Source organism: Enterocloster sp. 210928-DFI.2.20, from assembly GCF_020554465.1.
Classification (GTDB): Bacteria; Bacillota; Clostridia; order Lachnospirales; family Lachnospiraceae; genus Enterocloster; species Enterocloster bolteae.
This window is the reverse complement of sequence record NZ_JAJCHK010000036.1, coordinates 12,800-36,535: the sequence shown is the minus strand read 5'-3', so window position 1 is coordinate 36,535 and position 23,736 is coordinate 12,800. Positions and strand designations below refer to the sequence as shown.

General features: G+C 48.9%; 19 protein-coding genes. 5 read left to right on the top strand and 14 right to left on the bottom strand.

Annotation, left to right across the window (positions count from 1 at the left end):
• Positions 1-136 precede the first annotated feature (136 nt).
• Positions 137-592 carry a DUF4190 domain-containing protein gene (locus LI015_RS23500; protein ID WP_002566464.1) on the top strand — a complete coding sequence of 152 codons (456 nt, stop codon included), beginning with the start codon at positions 137-139 and terminating at the stop codon, positions 590-592.
• Positions 593-661: 69 nt separating this feature from the next.
• Here LI015_RS23500 and LI015_RS23495 read toward each other — a convergent pair whose 3' ends face one another.
• The 5 genes from LI015_RS23495 to secA all read right to left on the bottom strand — a co-directional run bounded on the left by LI015_RS23495 (position 662) and on the right by secA (position 6,797).
• Entirely contained in the window at positions 662-1,027 is a 366-nt protein-coding gene (locus LI015_RS23495) for a DUF2752 domain-containing protein (protein ID WP_002571070.1), read from the bottom strand.
• Between the two features lie 3 nt (positions 1,028-1,030).
• On the bottom strand, positions 1,031-2,272 hold the full coding sequence (locus LI015_RS23490; protein WP_002566466.1) for a homoserine dehydrogenase: 1,242 nt from the start codon (positions 2,270-2,272) through the stop codon (positions 1,031-1,033).
• A 57-nt stretch (positions 2,273-2,329) separates the two neighbouring features.
• Positions 2,330-2,773, bottom strand: a complete 444-nt coding sequence (locus LI015_RS23485; protein WP_002566467.1) for an ACT domain-containing protein — start codon at positions 2,771-2,773, stop codon at positions 2,330-2,332.
• A 184-nt stretch (positions 2,774-2,957) separates the two neighbouring features.
• A protein-coding gene (prfB, locus tag LI015_RS23480) for a peptide chain release factor 2 (protein ID WP_390391334.1) occupies positions 2,958-4,098 on the bottom strand; the annotation gives its coding sequence in 2 pieces (ribosomal slippage) (positions 2,958-4,034 and positions 4,036-4,098; 1,140 coding nt in all).
• A gap of 125 nt (positions 4,099-4,223) precedes the next feature.
• Complete coding sequence (gene secA, locus LI015_RS23475) at positions 4,224-6,797, bottom strand: preprotein translocase subunit SecA (protein WP_002571068.1); 2,574 nt, start codon at positions 6,795-6,797, stop codon at positions 4,224-4,226.
• Between the two features lie 725 nt (positions 6,798-7,522).
• Here secA and hpf point away from each other — a divergent pair.
• Positions 7,523-8,053 (top strand): ribosome hibernation-promoting factor, HPF/YfiA family, encoded by a 531-nt coding sequence (hpf, locus tag LI015_RS23470; RefSeq protein WP_002566470.1) that lies wholly within the window; start codon positions 7,523-7,525, stop codon positions 8,051-8,053.
• A gap of 132 nt (positions 8,054-8,185) precedes the next feature.
• Here the strand turns inward: hpf and LI015_RS23465 are convergent, their stop codons facing one another.
• From LI015_RS23465 to LI015_RS23425, 9 genes are all read right to left on the bottom strand, one after another.
• Positions 8,186-9,082 (bottom strand): dihydrodipicolinate synthase family protein, encoded by an 897-nt coding sequence (locus LI015_RS23465; protein WP_024726113.1) that lies wholly within the window; start codon positions 9,080-9,082, stop codon positions 8,186-8,188.
• Between the two features lie 15 nt (positions 9,083-9,097).
• A complete protein-coding gene (gene ilvD / locus LI015_RS23460) occupies positions 9,098-10,819 on the bottom strand; it encodes a dihydroxy-acid dehydratase (protein ID WP_416387960.1) in 1,722 nt (573 codons plus the stop codon).
• Positions 10,820-10,832: 13 nt separating this feature from the next.
• On the bottom strand, positions 10,833-11,846 hold the full coding sequence (locus LI015_RS23455) for a sugar ABC transporter substrate-binding protein (RefSeq protein WP_227126477.1): 1,014 nt from the start codon (positions 11,844-11,846) through the stop codon (positions 10,833-10,835).
• Positions 11,843-12,808, bottom strand: coding sequence for an ABC transporter permease (locus LI015_RS23450; protein WP_119205535.1), 966 nt, complete (start codon positions 12,806-12,808; stop codon positions 11,843-11,845). Before LI015_RS23450 ends, LI015_RS23455 begins: the two co-directional genes overlap by 4 nt.
• A gap of 87 nt (positions 12,809-12,895) precedes the next feature.
• Positions 12,896-14,335, bottom strand: a complete 1,440-nt coding sequence (locus tag LI015_RS23445; RefSeq protein WP_227126476.1) for a glycoside hydrolase family 5 protein — start codon at positions 14,333-14,335, stop codon at positions 12,896-12,898.
• A 34-nt stretch (positions 14,336-14,369) separates the two neighbouring features.
• Positions 14,370-16,481, bottom strand: coding sequence for a glycoside hydrolase family 3 C-terminal domain-containing protein (locus LI015_RS23440; RefSeq protein ID WP_227126475.1), 2,112 nt, complete (start codon positions 16,479-16,481; stop codon positions 14,370-14,372).
• Between the two features lie 18 nt (positions 16,482-16,499).
• Positions 16,500-17,333 carry a carbohydrate ABC transporter permease gene (locus tag LI015_RS23435; protein WP_021892801.1) on the bottom strand — a complete coding sequence of 278 codons (834 nt, stop codon included), beginning with the start codon at positions 17,331-17,333 and terminating at the stop codon, positions 16,500-16,502.
• Position 17,334: 1 nt separating this feature from the next.
• Positions 17,335-18,207 carry a carbohydrate ABC transporter permease gene (locus tag LI015_RS23430; protein WP_119205539.1) on the bottom strand — a complete coding sequence of 291 codons (873 nt, stop codon included), beginning with the start codon at positions 18,205-18,207 and terminating at the stop codon, positions 17,335-17,337.
• Between the two features lie 80 nt (positions 18,208-18,287).
• Positions 18,288-19,649, bottom strand: a complete 1,362-nt coding sequence (locus tag LI015_RS23425; RefSeq protein ID WP_021892803.1) for an extracellular solute-binding protein — start codon at positions 19,647-19,649, stop codon at positions 18,288-18,290.
• Positions 19,650-19,869: 220 nt separating this feature from the next.
• Between LI015_RS23425 and LI015_RS23420 the strand changes: the two genes are divergently transcribed.
• From LI015_RS23420 to LI015_RS23410, 3 genes are read left to right on the top strand one after another with little or no spacing between them, the layout of a single operon-like run.
• Positions 19,870-21,477 (top strand): helix-turn-helix domain-containing protein, encoded by a 1,608-nt coding sequence (locus LI015_RS23420; RefSeq protein ID WP_227126474.1) that lies wholly within the window; start codon positions 19,870-19,872, stop codon positions 21,475-21,477.
• A 25-nt stretch (positions 21,478-21,502) separates the two neighbouring features.
• Positions 21,503-22,300, top strand: coding sequence for a sensor histidine kinase (locus LI015_RS23415; RefSeq protein ID WP_024726108.1), 798 nt, complete (start codon positions 21,503-21,505; stop codon positions 22,298-22,300).
• Complete coding sequence (locus tag LI015_RS23410; RefSeq protein WP_166436744.1) at positions 22,293-23,696, top strand: ATP-binding cassette domain-containing protein; 1,404 nt, start codon at positions 22,293-22,295, stop codon at positions 23,694-23,696. The genes LI015_RS23415 and LI015_RS23410 overlap by 8 nt, the downstream gene beginning before the upstream one ends.
• The last annotated feature ends 40 nt before the right edge of the window (positions 23,697-23,736 follow it).

The window sequence follows — 23,736 nt, the reverse complement described above, 5'->3', positions numbered from 1 at the left end:
AAAGTTCCCCGCATATGGAAAGCTTCTTCATCTGGACAGTGCCGGTAATTCGTGATAAAATAGCCAGGATAGCAGTTACAATATTTCGGCACGGCAGAAACGGCCGCGCCTGACAAAAGAAAGGTCCTTATTCAGAATGATGAATGATACTCATAACAACCAGAAACCGCCTTCCAACAAACAGGGAAAGAACTTCACGTCCTCCGAACGCCTGGGCACCTGTTCCATGATAGCAGGCATTATCGGAATCGTGTGCAGCCTTTTCTATCTGCCCATGTCACTGGCCTATAACCAGACCGCCATGCCCACAGGCCTTGTCTGCGGCGTCATCGGCATCCTACTTGCCCTCATGGCCAGAAACGCCGATATGAGCCCCAGGAAAGCCTTTAATGCCAGGGCCATTGCAGGGCTGGTATTAAGCGTCATTGCCATCACCCTTACATTTTTCTTTTTCTATGCCCTGGCCAGCTACTATGAGGCTCTCAGCGACCCTGTGACCGGTCCTCAGATTAATGAGTTCATCAACCGTCTCCAGGAACAGCTGAACCAGCAGATGCAGCTGCCCAAAACCACCGGCTTTATCTGGTTTTAGTGCCTGCTCCGTCCCCATTGACGCCGGTTTCCATTCTATTGCTGACGGTTCTCCCTTCGTTCATCCGGCTCAGCGCGGCCAGAGCGGAAGCAGGTCCACGCCTCTTACCACCAGCATATAGTTCTTGTACACCCAGTTCGCCAGCGCAATGGCTGCACCGGTGTAGACCAGAAATTTCTCATGCCCCAGATAATATCTGGGGTTTTTTGCTGCCCTGGACACCCCGAAGCTTACCAGCTCAGCCGTCAGCACCACTGCCATATAGGCAACCAGGGGGTGGTACCGGATGCTCAGGAGCAGATTGCCCGCAAGCAGCGCCCGGAACGCTCTGGTGCCGCCGCAGCCCGGACAGTAAAGTCCTGTTAAAAGATGAAACAGGCAGGGAAATCCCTGCCTTGTAATCACACCGATAATCCGGCTTATAACCGATGCCATATGCTACAGCACCGCACGTATCATCTGCTTGATACCGTATTCAGACCGCTCCCGTTCCCTGGCGTCATAGGAAACAGCCCCTTTCTTAAATTCTCCCTCCGTCATCTGGGCGGTGAGGAAAGCAAATTCATCCATTCCGTAGAGCTCGATTACCTCCACCTGGCCAAAGGCGCTCTTGACATCCTGCTCCTTATTGCGGTAGGAACCAGCCACCCTGACAAAGTACCTGAACTGTGCCTGGTCCATGGATTCAATGGCCTGTTTTTCCCCGGTCCAGCCCATGGGCACGTTCCTTTTAAGATTCTGGGCCGCTTCAATGATATCAGCCACCACCGCGCTGCCTGTGGGAAGCTTTCCGGCGCCGCTGCCGTAGAACATGGAGGTCCCCAGCATATTGCCCTTTACTAAGATACCGTTAAATACATCATTTACAGAGTACAGGGGACTGGTCTTATTGATCATCACCGGAGCCACATAGGCCAGAACCCTGCCGTCCTTTATACGGCTGGTTCCGAACAGCTTCACCGATGTCCCCATCTTCTCCGCGTATTTAAAGTCGATGTCCGTAATCCGCGTAATGCCCTCGGTGTAAATATCCTCATAATCCACTTCTTTTCCTGTTGCCATGGCTGTGAGAATGGCAATCTTACGGCAGGTGTCATGGCCTTCCACATCCGCCTCCGGATTGCGCTCTGCATATCCCAGGTTCTGGGCTTCCTTCAGGGCATTTTCAAAGGATTCCCCCTCTTTGTCCATCTTGGTCAGGATAAAGTTGGTGGTTCCGTTTAATATGCCTGTGATTTCCTCAATGCGCTCTCCCATGAGACAGCGGTAAAGAGGACGGATAATAGGGATACCTCCTCCCACGCTGGCCTCAAAAAAGAAATTCACATTCTTTCTCCTGGCAATCGCCAGAAGCTCCGTGCCATGGGCTGCCACAAGGGCCTTATTGGAGGTGACCACATGCTTGCCGGCCATAAGGCAGGCCTTCACGAATGGATAAGCGGGATTCAGTCCGCCCATGGTCTCCACCACAATCTTCACTTCCTCGTCCTGCTGAATCACCTTGAAATCATGGACAATCTTGTCTGCCACCGGACTGTCCTGGAACTCCCTTAAATCCAGAACATACTTTAACTCCACTTCCTGTCCTGCCTGGCCTGCTATGACATCCCTGTTCTTGTCAAGGATCTCCGCCACGCCGGAACCAATGGTACCATACCCCATAACTGCTGTCTTAATCATAATCTTCCGCTCCCTGTGTTTTATTCTCCTCTGATATTGAAAGGCACAACCCGGTCATTACTCCCTGGCAAGTATTTTGACGTAATGGATTCCGTCCAATACTTCCAGTTCCTCTATCATGCTGGATACATTGCCTGTATTCTCCCTTACCTCCACGCTCAACGTAAGCGTTGCCACGCCGTTGACCGGAATGCTCTGGTGAATAGTCAGTATGTTGGCCCTGTACACAGCCACCACGTGAAGCAGGTCACTGAGAAGTCCCTGTTCATCGTCCATCTGCACCACCAGGGTAATAGTTTTCCCCTTGGTGTTGTCATAGAAGGGAAATATGTCATCCTTGTACTTATAAAAAGAACTCCGGCTGATTCCCACCTTATCCGTGGCTTCCTGCACCGTAATGGCCCGTTCTGTCTCCAGAAGCTTCTTGGCCTCTACAACCTTCAAAAGAACCTCCGGCACGGCTTTCTGCTTCACCACAAAGTATTTGCTTTTGTCTTCCATTGTCCAATCCTTTCGTAGGTCCGGTGTATGTCCGCATTGGAAATACATCTGTACTCATGAGGAAGATATTAACACATTTTTATTTTAAATGCAACTGTTTTTCTCTAATTTTTCTTGATATACAGAGGATGAGGGATACACAAAGGACCGGAATTTTCCGGTCCCCTGCGCATTGGTTCTATTCTTATGCCTCATCTTCCCTGACATTCTTATCCGGGCATCCCAGACTCATCCAGCGAAGATAGGCGCTGATAAAATTATCAATTGCCCCGTCGAGCACAGCGTCCACATTACCGCTCTCCTCGCCTGTACGGTGGTCTTTGACCATGGTATAGGGCTGCAGCACATAGGAACGTATCTGGCTTCCCCATCCGATGTCCTTCACATCCCCGCGGATGCCCGCTGCCTTGGCCGCCTGTTCCTCCTGTTTTACCATAAGGAGCTTTGCCTTCAGCATCTGCATGGCCTTCTCCTTGTTCTGGAACTGGGAACGCTCATTCTGGCAGGTTACCACGATTCCTGTTGGAAAATGGGTAATCCGGATGGCTGAGGACGTCTTGTTGATGTGCTGTCCGCCGGCGCCGCTGGAGCGGTAGGTGTCCACGCGGATATCGTCGGGGTTCACCTCAATATCTATGTCCTCCTCAATATTGGGCATAACGTCGCAGGACACAAAGGAGGTCTGGCGTTTGCCCGCGGAATTAAAGGGCGATATACGCACCAGACGGTGCACCCCATGCTCAGAGCGCAGATATCCGTATGCATTCTCACCGTCAATCTGCACGGTGACAGATTTGATTCCCGCTTCCTCACCGTCCAGGAAATCCAGCACATGGGCCTTAAAGCCCTTGCTCTCAGCCCAGCGGCAGTACATGCGGTAAAGTATGCTGCACCAGTCACAGGACTCGGTTCCGCCCGCCCCTGCGTTCAGGCGCAGGATGGCATTATTGGAATCATATTCCCCAGAGAGCAGAAGCTTCATCCGCATATTCTCCAGGGTTTCCTTAAACTGTTCCAGCATCTCCTCAATCTCAGGAATCAGGGAGGAATCATTTTCCTCGTATCCCATCTGAATCATTACCTGGATATCCTCATACTGCTGCTCCAATGCCCGGTAGGTGTCCACCTCATCCTTCAGGTTCTTGGACTCCCTTACCATCCTGGTGGACTGTTCCGGCTCGTCCCAGAAACCAGGCTCCTCCATGGACTTATCTAATTCCGCGATTCTTCTGACCTTGTTGTCCAGGTCAAAGTGAATCCCTCACTTCCACTAATGGTTTGTCATACGTCGATAACGTATACTTAAAATTGTCTAACTCTACCACAGCTTCACCCACTTTCAATCTATATTTTGTGAGCCCCTGTTCAGGGCTGTTTCATGGTTATATGCAGCCATTTTCATAAAGGCCGGTGTTCAGATGATATCACACCGGCCCTGGTAATACGTCGATTATTTAATTCTTCCGTGGCACTGTTTGTACTTCTTGCCGGAACCGCATGGGCATGGGTCGTTGGGGTATATCTTCTGCTCTGCACGCTTCTTGGGAGCGCTTGGGGCAGATGCATCCTTATTGGTGCCGGTCACCTTGGCAGCCGCTTCACGCTCTACCTTCTGCTCTACACGGATATGGAACAGAATCCGGATTGTCTCCTCCTGGATGGAAGCCATCATGGATTCGTACATCTCGTAACCCTGCATCTTATATTCAACCACCGGATCCCTCTGACCGTATGCCTGAAGGCCGATACCCTCACGCAGTGCGTCCATATCGTCCAGATGCGCCATCCATTTGTTGTCAATTACCTTCAGCAGAACCACGCGTTCAATCTCACGAATCTGCTCAGGCTCAGGGAACTCAGCTTCCTTTGTCTCGTAAAGCTTGATGGCCTCTTCCTTCAGATTGTGCTTAAGCTCATTCTTTTTCATGGACTTCTTCTGTTCGTCGGAAAGAGTTACCGGCTTCAGAGGAATGACCGGGAGAAGGAGGTTGTTCAGTTCCTGTAAATCCCACTTATCCGGAGTCTGGTCATCGGACACGGAGATATCCACTGCATTCTCCACTGTATCCGTAATCATCTTGAGTACAAGATCGCGCATGTTGTCGCCGTCCAGCACCTTGCGGCGCTCTGCGTAGATAACCTCGCGCTGCTCATTGTTGACCTCGTCAAATTTAAGGAGCTGCTCACGGATACCGTAGTTGTTGCTCTCTATCTTCATCTGTGCCTTCTCGATGGCATTAGACAGCATCTTATGCTCAATCTGCTCTCCCTCAGGCACACCCATGGCCTCAAACATAGCCATAAGGCGGTCTGAACCAAAGAGCCTTAAAAGATCATCCTCCAGGGACAGGTAGAACCTGGACTCACCCGGGTCTCCCTGACGTCCTGAACGTCCGCGCAGCTGGTTGTCGATACGGCGTGACTCATGGCGCTCCGTACCGATAATCTTAAGACCGCCCAGTGCCTTGGTTTCCTCGTCCAGCTTAATATCCGTACCACGGCCAGCCATGTTGGTGGCAATGGTAACAGAACCGTGGATACCTGCATCTGCTACGATTTCGGCCTCCAGCTCATGGAACTTGGCATTCAGCACTTTATGGGGAATTCCCTTTTTAGTCAGCATCTTGCTCAGAAGCTCGGAAGTCTCAATGGCGATGGTACCCACCAGAACAGGCTGTCCCTTCTCATGTGCTTTCTCCACCTCATCCACAACTGCTTTGTATTTTTCTTTCTTTGTCTTATATACAGCATCCTCCAGGTCCTTACGAATCATAGGCCTGTTGGTGGGGATGACGATAACGTCCATGGCATAGATGTTGCGGAACTCTTTTTCCTCGGTCTGGGCAGTACCTGTCATACCGGCCTTCTTGGTGTACTTGTTGAAGAAGTTCTGGAATGTTACGGTAGCCAGGGTACGGGACTCGCGGCGCACATTTACATGCTCCTTTGCCTCGATTGCCTGATGGAGTCCGTCGGAATAACGGCGGCCGGGCATAATACGGCCCGTAAATTCATCTACGATCAGGACCTCGTCATCCTTTACAACATAATCCTTATCCCTGAACATCAGGTTGTTGGCGCGCAGAGCCAGGATAATGTTATGCTGAATCTCCAGGTTCTCAGGATCTGCCAGGTTTTCAATATGGAAGTACTCCTCCACCTTCTTGACGCCCTGTTCTGTCAGGTTGACCACTTTATCCTTTTCATCCACAACGAAATCGCCTGTCTCCTCAATCTCTTCGCCCATGATGGCGTCAATCTTGGAGAATTCCTTGGACACAGTGCCCCTCTCCAGCTGGCGGGCCAGTACATCGCACACCTCATAGAGCTTAGTGGATTTGCCGCTCTGGCCTGAAATAATAAGAGGCGTTCTGGCCTCGTCAATCAGAACGGAGTCAACCTCATCAATAATACAGTAGTCCAGATCCCGCAGCACCAGCTGCTCTTTGTAGATGGACATGTTGTCACGCAGGTAATCGAATCCCAGCTCATTATTTGTAACGTAAGTAATGTCGCAGGCATATGCCTCCTTACGCTGTTCGCTTGTCATGTCGTTCAGTACAACACCCACGGTCATGCCCAGGAATCTGTGGACCTGACCCATCCACTCAGCATCACGCTTTGCCAGATAGTCATTGACCGTTACGATCTGAACGCCTTTTCCCTTTAATGCATTCAGGTATGCGGGACAGGTGGATACCAGCGTCTTACCTTCACCAGTACGCATCTCTGCAATACGACCCTGATGCAGTACGATACCGCCAATCAGCTGTACTGGGAAATGCTCCATATTCAGAGTTCTTCTTGCCGCCTCACGGACTGTGGCAAATGCCTCCGGCAGAACGTCATCCAAAGTGGCGCCATCTGCAAGCCTTTCTCTAAAGATTCTGGTCTGGTCACGCAGTTCCTCATCCGACATGGCCATCATCTCGGGACGCAGTGATTCAATCTTTGTCACGATTGGCCTTATCATCTTCAGTTCTCTTTCACTGTGAGTCCCGAACACCTTTTCAATCAAGTTCATGGTATACTCTCCTAACTTCTTCCTATATAATAGAAACTAATTTTCAACCAGCGCCTGTATCTGCAGCATCTTCCCTACCATCTATTATCTGCCTGCTGATTCCTGTCTATTCCTTACCTTTCGCAATGCCTTTCATTGCGGACCTTTCAGATAAAATACTACAAATACTACGCCTATGATACAATCTTACTTATTGTAGCACTTGGGAAAGATTAATTCAACGGGTTAATGAAAAATTAACATTTTGTCCATATACGTTCCTGCTTTGAATCTATTTTCCCCAAACTTATGGTCAACCAAGCAGATTGCACAAAAAATGTGTTCGATTTTTTACCTGTCCACATTATCCCCAGAAGTTTATACACATTACCCCCAAAGTTATCCACATCCCAGTTTGTCCATTTTAAGGCAAAAAATAGTTATACACCAACTTATCCACATTATCCACAAGTTTATAACTTTTCATCTGTGCCTCCCATTCAGACTTTATAATTATTTTATTTTTGTACACTTCTGATAAACTTGATAAGTACGGAAGAAAAAACAAGGTTTTCTCTTGACATTTCAGGGAGTCTGCTATTAGGAATGCAATAGTCTTTAACTGCATTTGAAACAAATTTTTATAAAAAATTAAGATAAATTGTTAAACAATTCTTAGGTTCTAATTGTAATTTTGCAATAAATATGATATAATGTCACTATCCCAAGAAAAGGAGTTGATGTTTATGCGTTATACCATAACAGGACGAAATATTGAGGTAACTCCAGGTTTGAAGGCTGCCGTTGAAAAGAAGATTGGCAAGCTGGAACATTTCTTCACGCCGGACACCGAAGTAATCGTAGCGCTTAGCGCACAGAAAGACCGACAAAAAATCGAGGTGACTATCCCAGTCAAAGGCAATACCATCCGCGCGGAGGAATCCAGCACTGATATGTATGTATCCATTGATCTGGTAGAGGAAATCATTGAGCGCCAGATCCGCAGATATAGAAAGAAACTCATTGATAAGAAACAGGCCGCCATCTCTTTCTCCCAGGCCTTCATAGAGGAAGAGGACGAAGTACAGGATGACGAGATTCAGATTGTCAAGACAAAGAAATTTGCCATCAAGCCAACCATTCCCGAGGAAGCATGCCTCCAGATGGAGATGCTGGGACACAATTTCTACGTGTTCCTGAACGCGGATACAGACCAGGTGAACGTGGTCTATAAGCGTAAGAACGGAACTTACGGACTGATTGAGCCGGAGTTCTAAACCACGGATTCACTCATAATACGGACAAGCCGGCAGAACCGCTGTATGCGGCTGCCGGCTTGTCCCTTTCTGTATGCTGTGTCTTTTACGTCTTCTGCGCATCAAGCGCATTTTTTTTCGATCTAAGGTTGTTTATAAAACCAATCCTTCCTTCTTCAACAGATTCAACAGCTTTTCCGTTTCTTCTTCCGATGCCTCCAGCATGGGCCGGGCACATGTTCCGGTCATTCCAATGCCTCTCAATACCATGGCCTTCTTTATAATAGGAACAAACTGCTCCGCCACCGCGTACACGGCCATAAGGCGGTCAATCTTTACCTGATATTCCCGCAGAAGCCGGAAGTCCTCTTTTCTTGCTGCCTGTGCAAGCCTGGAGGCTGTTTCCGGAGCAAAGTTGGACAGCCCCGCAATACATCCGTTCCCCCCGCTTATGACATTGTGGGAGAAAAATTCATCAAACCCCGAATATACCAGGAATTCAGGATATTCCCGTTTCACGGTCTGTATCAATTCCCTGGTATGCCCCATCACATCCACAGTATCCTTTATCCCCACAATATTCTTCCTGCGGCGGGCCAGTTCAAGCACCACCTCCGGTTTCAGGTCATAACCAGTTCTGGCCGGGAAATTATACAGAAGCACCGGTCCATCCAGCTGCCCTGCCAGGGTATCGTAAAAATTCAGGATGGAACTGTCAGGCAGGTTAAAGTAATAGGGTGAAATGACCATGACTCCGTCCGCCCCCCTGTCAAGGGCAAAACGTGACAGCTCCACACATTCCTCAAAAACAGTTCCGCCGGTACCCACATACACGGTAACTCTGTGGTCCACATAATCAAGGGCTTCCTGAATCATGCGTTTCTTTTCTTCCATAGGGATGGCAAAAAACTCTCCAATGCTTCCCAATATCAAAATCCCATCCATTCCCCCCTCTATGAGCCACTGGTAAATCCTTTTGTTGGCTTCCATATCCACATGGCCCTCATGGTCAAACGCGGTTACCGCAGGTGTTATATATTTCGCATCCATAAAAAGCATCCTCCTCTAATCTTCATACCCTGCTCCCTCCATGGCGGACAGGGCGTTTCTGGTGTACCGGCCAAAGACGCCTCTGCAGCTTGGCCGCGGCTGCAGTCCTTCCGTTCTTCTCTCCTCCAGTATCCTAAGCGCCTCCTGGGATGATACTTCCTTCCCCTGTATTCCCACCAGTTCAAGGCTCCGCTTTTCCACGCTGTAGGATAGGATGTCTCCGTCCTTTACAAATGCCAGCGGTCCTCCTGAAGCAGCCTCCGGAGAGACATGGCCGATGGCAGCTCCCCTGGTTGCCCCGGAAAATCTGCCGTCCGTGACCAGCGCCACTGTCCCGTTCAAATCCTCATCGCATACGATTGCCTCAGTTGTCATAAGCATCTCAGGCATACCGCTTCCTCTGGGTCCCTCATACCGGATTACAATAATGTCTCCCCTGCGGATTTCTTTCTTCACAACAGCCTGGTAAGCATCTTCCTCACAATCAAAGACCCTGGCAGTCCCTTGATGCTCCCTCATCTCCTTTACACATGCCGCATATTTAATCACGGCTCCATCCGGGGCGATATTCCCCCGCAGGATGGCTATGGAGCCCTTCTCCTGCGTATCCTTCACCGGAAAAATCACCTGTTCCCGTTTCAGACCGCAGTTGCTCAGATATCCGGTATATCTGTCAAAAAAACCATCCCTCTGCAGATCGTCCAGATTTTCTCCAAGGGTTTTCCCGGTAACTGTCATCACATCCAGATTCAGCATATCCTTAAGGGCCAGCTCCACCATGGGAACTCCCCCAGCAAACCAGAATGCCTCCGTCAGGTGGCTGCCTCCGGGAGCTATGTTTCCTATATGCGGCACCTTGTGGTTAATCTCGTCAAACATCTCAGGAAGAAGTTCAATCCCCAGCTCCCTTGCAATGGAAGTAAGATGAATGACTCCGTTGGTAGACCCTCCGATGGCACTGTGGACCATCATCGCATTCTCAAAAGCCTTATCCGTCATAATCCGGCCTGGACGGATATCCTCACGGGCTAACTTCATAATAATCCGGCCCGCCCGGCGGGCCCATGAAAGGATGTCCCTCATGGTTGCCGGAATCAGGGCCGCTCCAGGCAGAGCCAGTCCCAACGCCTCGGCCATGCACTGCATGGTGCTGGCCGTTCCAAGAAAGGTACAGGCCCCCACGGAAGGGCATCCGGTCAGTTTGTAATCCCGTATTTCCTGTTCCGTAATAGCGCCTTCCCGCTTTTGTCTGAGGGATATATCGCCTGCCTTCAGGGATGTGGTCATTTCCGGTCCGTTTCTCATACTGCCTCCCGGTATGAATATGGCCGGTATATCAAGTCTGGCCGCCGCCTTAAGCTGGGCAGGCACTGACTTGTCGCAGGATGAAGCCAATATCATTCCATCCCAGGGATATACGCGTCCGTGTATCTCTATCATGTCGCATATGGCCTCCCTGGATGCCAGGATATAGTTCATGCCGTCATGTCCCTGCGCGCACCCGTCGCAAATATCCGTAGTGTGGTACTGGGCAGGAAATCCGCCTGTTTCAAATACACCGTATTTAGCCTGCTCCATAATCCCCGCCAGATGCACGCTTCCCGGATGGCTGTCGCCAAAGGCGTCCTCCAACAGGATCTGAGGTTTCCTGATATCCTCCTCTTCCCATCCGCTGCCCAGCTGCAGCGCGTCAAACTGTGCCCAGAGCTCCCTTTGGGGAGCGCTTTTCTGTTTTATATCCATATGCCTGTCACCTCTTATGATTCTTTCCATACTCCTTTAAATTTTCCGCCTCGATCCACGTTACATCCACAGGATATTCCTTACTGATTTCCCGTCCCTCCACCGCGTCAGCCAGCTTGTCCACCAGAAGACTGCCTATGGCTTCGCTGTTCTGGTCCACAATTCCGGTAATCAGTCCTTCATCCACCCCCGCCTCAAGGGTGGGGGAATAGTCGAATCCGTAGTGATATAAGACCCCCTCCTGTTTCTGGGATCGGATGGCTTCCATAGTTCCTGTTATGACCGACTCCGTTCCCAACGTGAATACCGCCCTCAAATCAGGATACGACATAATTTGGGTCTCCAGCTGCTCCCTGGCCCTTGATACGCTTAAGTCGTTGATTATCCACTGACACCATGTAAAATGTCCGGCTTCATCACCCATGGCTTCATCAAATCCATCTTTCAATCCTCTATACCGCTCCACCATATTCTGGGCGGAACCGCTGTAAGTGACTGTTGTCAGCATTCCCCCTGTTATACCTCTCTTCTTCAAATCCAGGGCCCCCTGCTCACCCAGCCTTTTTCCGGCTTCATAATTATTTGTGCCAATATAAGAAAGACGGTTGGCGCTGGTCCTGATATCTGTGTCATAGGTAACCACCTTTATACCTGCCTCCATTGCCTCCGCAGCCTTCACATCAAACATCTCCGGTTCCAATGCAGCCATGGCAATGCCATCTGCTTTCTGGTCAATCGCCTCCTGTACCATCTCGATGAGTTTCTGAGGCCTGGAAGAATCTCCGGGCTGGCCGGATTTCACCACCAGGCGGATTCCCCTTTCCCCGGCCTTCTGTTTTGCACTGTCAATCAGAGGTTTCCAGTAAGGCCCTTTTTCATTCAGCGTAATCAAATAAAACATTGGTCCCTCCCCGCTCCCGGTTCCCGTACCGGCCTGGTTTGCGCACCCCGCAAGACCTGCTCCCGCGGCAAGGACCAGACAGGCTATCAGCCATAAATTCCATCGCATACCGAGTCTCATACAGATTCTTCCTTCTTCTTTCTGAAATAGTCCATTACAATGGCTGCCAATATCATAAGCCCTGTCACAGCCTGCTGGCCGTAGGTATTTAACCCGGCTACGGCCATTCCGTTTTTAAAAATCTCAATGATAAGCAGGCCAAGAAATGCCCGTTCCATACCGCCTGCGCCGCCTTCAAACCGGATTCCTCCTATAATGACTGCGGCGATAGCATACGCCTCCAGCCCCATGGCCTCACTGGATGCCCCCACATTCAAATAGGACATAAGGATGACCCCTGCTATTCCGGCTAAGGCGCCCTCAATAAAATACACCTTGAGAAGATGGCTGTTCACCCGGATGCCTGCCAGGCCGCTGGCTTTTTTGCTGGCTCCCACAGCATAGCAGCAGCGCCCGAATATGGTATACTTCATCACCAGTACCACGGCTGCTCCCAGCACCAGGAATATAAGAAAGTTTGAATATATCATGCCGCCAAACAGATTTGTATTGGATATTCTGTAAAACCAGCCCGGAAGGCCCCCAATAAGCACACCGCCTGTAATCATCTGCGTCAGGCCCCGAATCATGTAATTGCTTCCCACTGTTACTATAAATGGTTTTAATTCAAACCTCGTAATCAAAAAACCGTTTAAAAGTCCCCAGGCCCCTCCGCACAGAATGCCTGCTGCCACACATACAACAGGGTGGCACCCGTAAACTGCCAGATAGGCAGCCATGGTTCCCGCACATGCCGTAATGGCCCCGCATGACAGGTCAATACCGCCGGAAATCATCAGCATTGCCACACCCAGCGTGGCAATCCCCAACACAGGTATGGAACGAAGGAAATTGGACAGATTTCCTCTGGTGGCAAAGACCGGAGAAATATACGAAAAAACCGCAATCAGAAAAAGGAGCAGACCAATCATCCAGTACTCCGACATTCGTTCTTTCCAAACCATGTTCTTCCTCTGCATCATGACATCTGCCCCTTTTTCATATGTAATAACAGCCCGCCGCCGTCTAAGTAAATAATAACTTTAGTTTATCAGAGAACCTGTATTTTATCAATGCAGCATTCCCTTCAGCACTTCCAGATACCCCTCATTTTTCACGCAGTTTTCCAGCTTAAAAGCACACGCGATACGCTCCAGGCTATCCTCCCCGTATCCTTTAAAGCGTCTGGCATAAGCAGGCTGAAGCATGGCTCCCGCATATCCGTTCAGGACTCCATAATTCATAACAAACGCATTGGACGCCCTGTCAATCCGCGTTTCTCCCATCACATCCAGTATATAGTCGGCCAGTACGCGTGATTTTCTCCTTCCCTCAGCCACGCCAGCGTAATCTGCCACAAAATTTTCAGCTCCCAGAATCCGCTTTTGTTCCTGTACCGGCTGGATAATTTTCATATATTCACTGTCCGGATCCAAAAATACCCATCCCATAATTCCCGGATCCTTATACGTCCAGGTGGTCCAGTGGACCCCGTGCGCATTGTAAATGCCCAGCTGGTCTTCCATGGATTTAAGCCGGTAAGGTATCTCCTCCTTATACCCATGATACTGGGAGCCAAACTCTCCCACCCACAAGGGCACATGATGTTTCATGGCAAAGCGGGTGCCCTGATGGTCCAGAAATGCATTTTCCTGTTTGTTTTTATCCCAATATACCCCGTCATAATATCCCGGATAGCTACCCGGACCATACCCTGGCGGAATGTAATTATGGCTGCTGTAAACCAGATTTTCCTCAAAGGGAGCGTCCAGTCCGGCAAAATCTCTGGAGTAATTGTCGCCTTCCAGGAAAAGTATATGTCTTTTATCTATTTTTCTCACTGCCTCTGCAATTTCCCGGTACAGCCGGTTAATGGCATCCCAGTCGGATTGGTAGAATTCGTAAAAATCATAGGCATGCTCACCGGTGGGCGTGCCGGTGGAAGGTTCGTTCATAAGATCGTACCCGGCTACCGCGCTCCTGTCCCTGTACCGCTTGGCAAATTCCTCCCATAGCGCGATAATCCGTTCCTGGAAATGACGGTATTTCCACAGCATCACCGCGCCCCTCTCATTGTCGCTGTGCCAATGGCAATTCTGCCAGCCGGCCAGGGCATGCATATCCAATATTACGTAGATTCCCTCTTGCTCGCAGGCATCCAGTATACGGTCCAGACGTTTAAATCCCTCCTCCTTATACACAAAGGGGTTCATATCATCCTCAAAATGCTTATAACTCAGCGGGATCCTGATACAATTGGCCCCTGTTTCCCCAATGAACCTTATATCGTCTTCATTCAGGAAATTATCCAGAATTTTCTCAAAAAACAATTCTGACTTTCCTGCCCCCATTGCTTTTGCAAACTCCCGTTTCATACCGCTTTCTGTGCCAGGGTAGCCGTTAATGAAGTCTTCCATATTCATCCAGCCGCCTACACAGGTTCCCCTGAGATAGACCTCCGTGCCGGACTGGTCCACAATTTTTCCGTTTTTTACCTGCAAAAAATCCATATTCTCTCCTCCTTCGCCCTTTTTCTATTCGTTGTCACAGCACCAGCTGTGCCATCAAAGGTTTTTCCTCCATCAGGCGGCAGCTTCTGTCATCCGGCTGGCTTCCGCCTGCGAATACATGAAACCTCCGGCCATCCGGCCGCCTCTGCCCACTCTGGTCCACCACATAAAATGCATGGGCCGGAAGGCAAAAATTCACCGTTCTCTCTTGTCCTGCTTCAAGGCCAACACGGGCAAATGCGCAAAGGGTGTGGTTTCTGACCGCCAACGGGGAATCCAGATTTTTCACATATACCTGGACCACCTCCTCCCCATACAGCATCCCGTCATTTTTGACCGCAACCGATACCAGGACATTCCCATTCTCATCCGGCAGGCAGGTCAGGTTCCCATACTTATATTTGGTATAGGAAAGGCCGAATCCAAAGGGATAAAGCGCTTCCCCCTCCATGTACCGGTAAGTCCTGTTGGTCATGCTGTAATCTTCATAGGGCGGCAGTTCATCTTCGGACCGGTAAAATGTAACAGGAAGCTTTCCTGAAGGATTGTTCTCACCAAAAAGAGTTTTTGACACTGCAATTCCTCCCTCTGCACCGGGATACCACGCCTGAAGGATTGCCTTTACACTCTCTGCCTGGGACAGCCACTTTAAATCCATGGCGCTTCCTGTCATGTTTACCACCACAAGAGGTATGCCTGTCTCAATGAGGGCATTTAACATACATCTCTGGGAATTGGGAAATGCCAGCGAAGGTTTGTCCGCCATGCTCACCGCCTCGTCAAAGCGGTTGCCCAAATCCTGCTGTTCTCCCTCATAGCGTTCATCCAGCCCGATACAAACAACGGCAATACCGGCTTCCCTGGCCGCTGTTACCGCCTCGCTTATGCGATCACCCGGCAGTGCGGCAAGCCGTTCTACTTTCTCCTTCATAGTGTGGCAGCCTTCCGAATAGTAGATTCGGGTATCCTCTCCCAAAAGGGCTTCAATCCCCTCCAGAACCGTCACATATCTGGGCGCCGTTCCATGGTAATTGGCAATAAGCGGCCAGCGGCTGTCCGCATTAGGGCCAATTACTGCCAGCTTCTTCATATTCCGGTTAAGGGGCAGGATATTGTCATTTTTCAGAAGAACCATGGATTTTTCTGCTGCCTTTATGGCCAGTCTGCGGTGTTTTCTGCATCCCACTGTCTCATAGGGAATATTGTGATATGTGCATTCTCTGTCAAACAGCCCAAGCCTGAGCCTGGTACGCATGGCATGTACCGCAGCCTGTGTGATATCCTCTTCTGATACCAGCCCCTTTTCCCATGCGCTTAAAATGTGCAGGTACGTATTGCCGCAGTTGATATCACAGCCGTTTTTCAATGCCATGGATGCCGACTCTGCGGCCGTATCCGTCACCTGATGGTTTTCATGGAAATCTTTTATAGCCCAACAATCTGAAACAAAATATCCGTCAAACTTCCACTTTTTCTTGAGGATATCCTGAATCAGAGTCTTACTGCCGCAGCATGGCTCCCCGTTCGTCCGGTTATAGGCGCCCATGACGCCTTCCACCTTTCCCTCCACCACACATGCCTCAAACGCAGGCAGATATGTCTCCCAAAGGTCTTTCTGGCTGACTCTGGCATCAAATTCATGGCGCTTTTCCTCCGGACCGCTGTGCACTGCAAAATGCTTTGCACACGCAGCAGCCAAAAGGTACTCTCCGTCTCCCTGGACTCCTTTGATGAATCCCACTCCCAGCCTTCCGGACAGATAAGGGTCCTCTCCAAATGTTTCATGTCCCCTGCCCCACCTGGGATCACGGAAAATGTTCACATTGGGAGACCATAGGGTAAGTCCTTTGTAGATGTCCCTGTCCTCCTGGGCCGCATATGCATTATATTTGGCTCTGGCCTCCGTCCCCACCACAGCGCCTATTTCCTGCATCATATCCTCATCAAACATGGCCGCCATGCCGATGGCCTGGGGAAACATGGTAGCGGTTCCTGCTCTGGCGACTCCGTGGAGCCCTTCATTCCACCAGTGATATCTGGGGATACCCAGGTGCCCGATGGCCGGGGCGTCAAACCGAAGCTGGGAAGCCTTCTCCTCCAGCGTCATCTGTCCCACCAGTTCCCTTGCTCTTTTCTCAAAATCCATATCCGCATTCTCCTTTCCTTAACCCTTGACCGCTCCCTGTGTCAATCCGTTCACCACCTTCTCCTGCGCAAAAAAGTACAGAAGGATAACGGGAAGGGATCCCACCAGGATCGCAGTAAGGACTGCCGGTATGTTAACAGACTGCATTCCGTAAAATTCACGGATTCCCAACGGCAGGGTTTTATTCGCTGAGCTGGTGATCAGAACATTGGCATTGATGAACTCATTCCATATATTCAAAAACGTGTACACCACAATTGTGGATATAGCCGGTCCCGACAAGGGCAGTATGATATTTTTAAACGTTCCCACAATGCTGCACCCGTCAATAATGGCTGCTTCCTCCAGCTCTTTTGGGATTTCCTGGAAAAATTGGGTCAGTATGAACACTGCGATGGGTATGTTATAGCTGACATAGGGTCCCACCAGACCGGCCAGGGAATCGGTCAGCCCTATACTGCTTAACAGGGTAAACGTAGGAATCAGGGTCGTATGTACAGGAATCATCATTCCGGCGATAATAGCAAAGTACAGCAGATTTTTCCCCCGATAACGCATTCTGGCAAATGTAAAGGAAATCATGGAAGATACCACTACAATAATGAACACGCTGATTGCAGACACAATAACACTGTTGAGAAAATATCTCAGAAAATCCGGTTTCAGGATCATCTGGTAATTGCCCAGATACGGCTCTTTGGGCAGCATCCAGATATTTGTCAGGTACTCTCCCATTCCCTTGAAGCTGTTGATAACCAGAAACAGAAACGGAAATCCTGTAATCAGGGCAATGACAATGCTGATTACATAGAGAACCGTATGCATTACTCTTCTTTTTAACAATACGCCCATATTATGCCGCCTCCTTATTTCTGGTAATGTACAGGAATATACAAGCTATGGCAAAGCACAGGATAAACATACTGGCTGCAATGGTGCTGGCATATCCCATGCGGAACTCCGTAAATCCTTTTTTATACATATAGGTGGCCATAAGTTCCGTTGCCTTGTTGGGGGCCCCGCCCATCATTACATAGAACAGATCAAAATATTTAAGAGAACCTACCAGCTGCAGCACCGCGGCTGAGCGCAGCGTGGGCATGAGCAAAGGCAGGGTAATCCGCCAGAAACACTGGTTCCCATTGGCGCCGTCTATTTTTGCTGCCTCATAAATATCGGCTGAAATATTGGTCAGCCCTGCCTTTAATATAATCATGTAAAAGGGAATGAACTGCCAGCATATGACGAACATAATGGAAGGCATAGAGGAACTTCCCTCCAAAAATGCGATGCTCTTCATCCCAAGCTTCTGCATGAGATTGGCCATCAGGCCGAAATACGGATCATAAAACAAAATCCACATAATGCCTGTTGCCACGGTGGAGAGAAGCATGGGCATAAAGAATACCGTGCGGAAAAAGCGTGTTCCTTTTAATTCCTGATTAATAAGAAGCGCCAGAAGCAGCGCTCCCGGAAGCTGGATTGCCACGGATACAATCACCAGGATTACATTGTTTTTCATGGCATTCCAGAAAAACGAATCCCCAAACAATTCAATATAATTACCAAGGCCGATAAAGGTCCGGTTAGCGCTGATCCCCTTCCAGTCCATGAAGCTGTAGAAAAATGTCCTGACGATTCCCACCACATTAAACGTACCGTAAAAGAACAGTGCGGGAAGCACAAACAGCGCTATGATTCCAATATGTTTATTTCTTCTGGTCATATGATTTCTCCTTCTGACAGAGCGTTATCCGGAATGAGGGCGCTGTCCGCAGCACCCTCACATACCGAAATCAACTTATGTTACTTTGCCAAATCCTTTTGTGCCTGGGCTTCCATATCAGCTGCCGCTTGTTCCGGTGTGGTGGTAAGGCCAAAAAGATCATATGTGGTCTGCTTGTGCAGATTCCCTAATTCTGTAGGAAGGAACTGGTCATAGAAGTTCTGCATGTAGGAGGCATTTACCAGAAGATCCTCCATCTGCTGCAGCTTGCTGTCCTTAATGTCCACGCCCTTTATTCCGGTAAGGATACCCGCCGTATCGGACATATCCTGGGCATATTCCTGGTCTGTCAGGGCCTTTACCAGTTCCATGGCTTCCTGGGGATGCTCACAGGACGCAGCGATGGAATATCCGTTGCCGCCGCCGAGAATCTCGTCCGCCTTGCCCTTTCCGCCTTCAATCACCGGATAATTGAATAATCCCAGGTTATTCTCATAGAAATCCGGCTGCTCGGATTTGCAGTTGGCAACAAAGCTGTTGGTCTGTACGATATGGGCTGCCTGGCCGCTGTAGAACAGCATACGGGAACCGCCTGTATCATAGTTGATGCCGTTAGCGCCTTCCGGATAATATCCCTTTTTAACCCAGTCCTGAATCCTCTGTCCGGCTTTGATAAAGCTTTCATCCTCAAAGGTGGCGTTTCCTGTCCTGTTAAACGCATCCAGGAATGTCTGGGAACCGCCTTCCCTCAGAGACAGCCAGATAAAGGTAAGGGCGCCCGGCCACTGGCTGGAATTTCCCAGGGCAAAGGGGATGATACCGTTGTCTTTTAATACCTGGCAGTTTGCCTCCAGCTCGTCCACTGTCTCCGGAACCTTAAGCCCTAATTCCTCATATATTTTTGTGTTGTAGTATACAGGAGCCGCGCCGGCCCTGAACGGCACCGCCCAGTACTTCTCGTCTATCTCAAACAGAGACAGGGCTGATTCATGATAGATATCTGAGATTTCCCTGACATTCTGGTCAATATCCAGAACCTTGCCCTCTTCCACAAAGGACTGAAGCCATCCTCCGCCCCAGGAGATGAATATATCCGGTTCCTCCCCGGCAGCCATGGCTGTGGTAAGCTTTGTCTTATACGGATCATTCTCCATAGGCACCTGCTCTACCTTAACGTTGGGGTGGCTGGCCTCAAACCGTTCAATACAGCGTTTTACCACTTCCAGCCTCTTCGCGTCATTTTCAATATGCCATAAGGTAAGGGTAATATCCCCGTTTCCGTCTTTCTGGTTCTTTTTGTCCTGACCGTCTGCCGCAGCGCTCTCCCGGGACTTATCCTGGGCTGCCGTAGTCCCCGGTTCCTGGGCAGAACCTCCACATCCCGCCAGAGTTCCTGCCATCATGGATGCCGCCAAAATACATGCAAGTAATTGTTTCTTCATACTCCTTCTCCTTTCATACCTCCGTTTGTTTACTGATGGAACTTATCATAATGTGCTTTTCGATTTTTCACAATGCACCGATTTTTAGAATATGTGTATTATTTCTATTTTTCACTCTTCATTCTACTATTTTTGTGCACTTTTAACCCTCCATTTATTTGACACCTAATTTTCATTGTGCTATATTATTGACACACCAAAGAGAGAAAGAAGGATTCCTGTGCTTACTGAAAGAATGAAGGTACTGATTGCCGATGATGAATACCTGATATGTGAACTTATCAAAAAAATGATATGTTGGGAAGAATTAGGCCTGGAGTTTACGGGTTTTGCCCATAACGGACAGGAACTACTCCAGAAAATCCAGGAGCACAGACCTGCTATTGTAATTACTGATATAAGCATGCCTGTTATGGACGGCATCGAACTGATTCGCCAGACCAGGTATCTTAATATCCCCTGCCGTTTTATCATCGTAAGCGGCTATAAACAATTTGAATATGCCCATAATGCACTGAAATACGCCGTGGATGATTATATCCTAAAGCCCATCAGTGAAACAGAACTCAATCAGGCCCTTAAAAAAATCCTGGAGGAATTACGGCAGCATCCTGTCTCTGGCAGTGAAGACCTTTGTGCTGTCCATACCGAACACCCAGGTAAATCCTTCTTTTTAAAACGAATCATATGGGAAATACAGGATTCCTCCATCACGCTGGATCATGTGACAGAAGAGTATGGCATTGATTTCAAACCCGGACTTTTCCGCATCCTCTGCATCAAGCTGGACTTTGACAATCAGGGAGCAGATAACCCTGACCACATGGGTTCCCTGAATAAAAAACTGATTTCCATGTTCCATGAGGACCTGGCGGATCTCTGTTACCAGACACTCTCCTGCGTGGAGGACAACACTATCTGCTTTGGCGTAAATTATCCCGTAATGGCTGACATCCGTTTTCAAGCCTGCCTGACGGAATTCTACCAGAAAGCGTACAATCTTCTGGATATGTTTGCAGGATTAAAAATCACGATAGGGGCAGGTGCTGCCTACTCGGAGGTTTCTTCCTTCAGCCGTTCCTATAAGGATGCCACAGACGCATTGTATTACCGCATTCTGGCCGGATGCGGCCAAATCCTGTTTTGGGAAAAGACTGCGCCTGTTCCCCACCTGTCACGGGAAGAAAAGGAAGCATATCTCCATCAATTTAGAAAAGCCGTGGAATCCGTTCATTTTGCGGATTTCATGGCCACCTTGAACCAGCTGTTTTTCAAACCAAAGCATCTTTTTCCGTTGTTTGATGTCATATCCATGATGCAGGATATCTGCCAGATGCTGATACATATGGATATTTCCCTGGAACAGGGGGATCTGTCGCTGGACTATCTTTCCACCCAGATTCATTACGCAATTGACAATGCATTATCTCTGGAGGCCCTGAAAGCTGCTGTGGCTGAACCGGTATCCTATATATTTGAGAATATACACAAGGCTGTACAGGCCCAAAATGCCCGCCCTGTGCGCACTGTCCTCAGATACATAGAGGAACACTATGCGGATTCCATACGCCTGGAGGATGCGGCTCTGCTGGTTTCCTTAAGCCCGGCCTATCTCTCCAACATTTTCAAGAAGGAAACAGGTGAAAACTTCGTGGATTACCTGAATTCATACCGGATCGAACATGCAAAAACAAAGCTCAAGGACTCTAACCTGTCCGTCAACGAGATTTCATATTCGGTAGGATTTCAGGATGCCCGTTATTTCAGCAAGCTCTTCAAGAAATACGTGGGCATTACCCCAAAGGATTACCGCAAGATATACAGTTGATAAGAAGAATAAGGCGGGACGAAACATGAAATTTCTCACAGAAAAAAAATTGCAGAAGCTCCTGGAAGAACATACACAGGCAGCCATGATTGACAGGGCCAGATACTACGAGAATGAAATTCTCAAAAAACAGACTGAGCTTCTGACACTTCAGAACCAGATTAATCCTCATTTTTTGTATAACGCCCTGGAGTGCATACGTGCCCAGGCCGTATTAAACGAAATGCCGGAAATAGCAGATATCACCTACTCCCTGTCAAATTTTTTCCGCTACAGCATCAGCACAAAAAGTGATTTCGCGACCTTAAATGACGAAATCAACGTCATCAACAATTACATGAAAATTCAGCAATACCGGTTCAGGAACCGTTTTCTTCTGAATGTAAACCTGCCGGATTCCTGGGACAGCATTATGGACGCGGTGCTTCCAAAGCTAACCCTGCAGCCCATAGTGGAGAACAGCATTGTCCATGCATTTACGGACATAGCCGGCCAGGGTATCATTACCATAGAGGCAGTGTCTACGAAAAAGCACATCAATATACGCATATCCGACAATGGAAAGGGCATGGATTCCTCCACACTGCAGAAGCTCAACCAGTCCCTGAACCAGGAATATCATGTCTCTCCCGCATCCGGCAAAAAAAGCACTGGCATCGCACTGTGGAATGTCAACCGGAGGCTGAAGCTGGTATTCGGGGAAACCTACGGGCTCCACGTATCCAGCACTCCTTCCCTGGGAACAGATGTGGAAATCCACATTCCCTATCTTTCCATTCAGTCAGATGACTTTTCCTTGTCAGGAGGAAATGCCCATGCCTGAAGAACTATACCGCATACAGGACCTGTGCTTCCAAAAAGACCATTCCTTCCTCATCAACCACCTGGACATGTACCAGTACAAGGGGGAGTCCCTTGGGCTTTTGGGGCTGCATGATTCCGGCAAGACTCTGCTTTCACTGATTCTCTCCGGGCAGGTATCCCCCTGCGCAGGAAAGTTCTGTTATGAGGAAAACCCGGCATCACACCGTGTACTCTCCTCCAACACTGCATTGATACAAAGGAGCAGTTCTCTGATTCCCTCTCTCTCTGTCATGGAGAATATTTTTGTGATACGGAAGCATAAATACGGAACTTATCTTGTGCACAGAAAGCTGATACTGCATGAAACCCTGAACTGGATGAATGAGCTGGGACTGTCCATATCACCTCAGGAAAAAGTATGCTGCCTGACAAAGACAGAACAATATCTGGTGGAAATCCTGAAGGCTTACATTCTGGGAGCAAAGCTGATTATCCTGGACGACATCCCTCTTTCCTTTTTCCAGACGCCTCAGTTTTCCGGAATGTTCCAGTATCTGAGAACCAAAGCCATTTCCTTTCTCATAACCTCCTGTGATATCAACCAGCTCCAGCTCTTTTCCGACCGCATATACTTTATGGCTGACCACCGGACCATTAAATGGATTTACAATGAGAAGAGAAATACAGTGGATATTTCCACGCTGTACAGCCGCCCCATAATTTACCGCGAAATCCCCTCCCAGGCCTCGGGCGAGATATCCCTTCGCGTAGACGGGCTCTGCCATGGATCCTTGTATAATATCTCCTTTCACCTGCATGAAGGAGAAATCGTAACTATTTTTGATTTATTCCGGAATGCATCATCACAGCTTCTGGAGTCCATGTTCCATCCCCAGAGGACAGCATCCGGTTCCATATCCGTCTATGGCAAGACGGTCAGCCATGAGGGATGTCCTAGTCTGATTAACGCGGGTTTTGAATTGGACGACTGTATCTTTGAACCGCTCCCTACCAGGGATAATATCTGTATCAGCAATTACAAAAAAGCTGCCGGGCCCATGGGCATATTAAAGCAGACCCGGATGCAGTATATGGAGCAGGCCTTTCTGGCGGAATATAAAAACGAGGGTTTCACATCCAGGACATCCTGCCGCCATCTTCCCAAGAAGGAAAAGCTGGCCATGTATCTTTACCGCTATGAATTTCTTCGCAAGAAGATTATATTTTGTGTCAATCCTGAAAAGTATATTGACTATGAAACGGTTTATGTATTAAAAAATGCACTTCAGCGCATAGCCAACAATGGAAATACCGTTTGCATCATTACCTGTGATTTTGAAAAAGTGTATACTCTGGCCAGCCGCCACCTGATTCTGTCATCAGATTCCATTCAGGAATACACCAAAAATGCTTAACATCCGGGATGCAGCGGTACAACGGCAAAGGCTTCTGCAT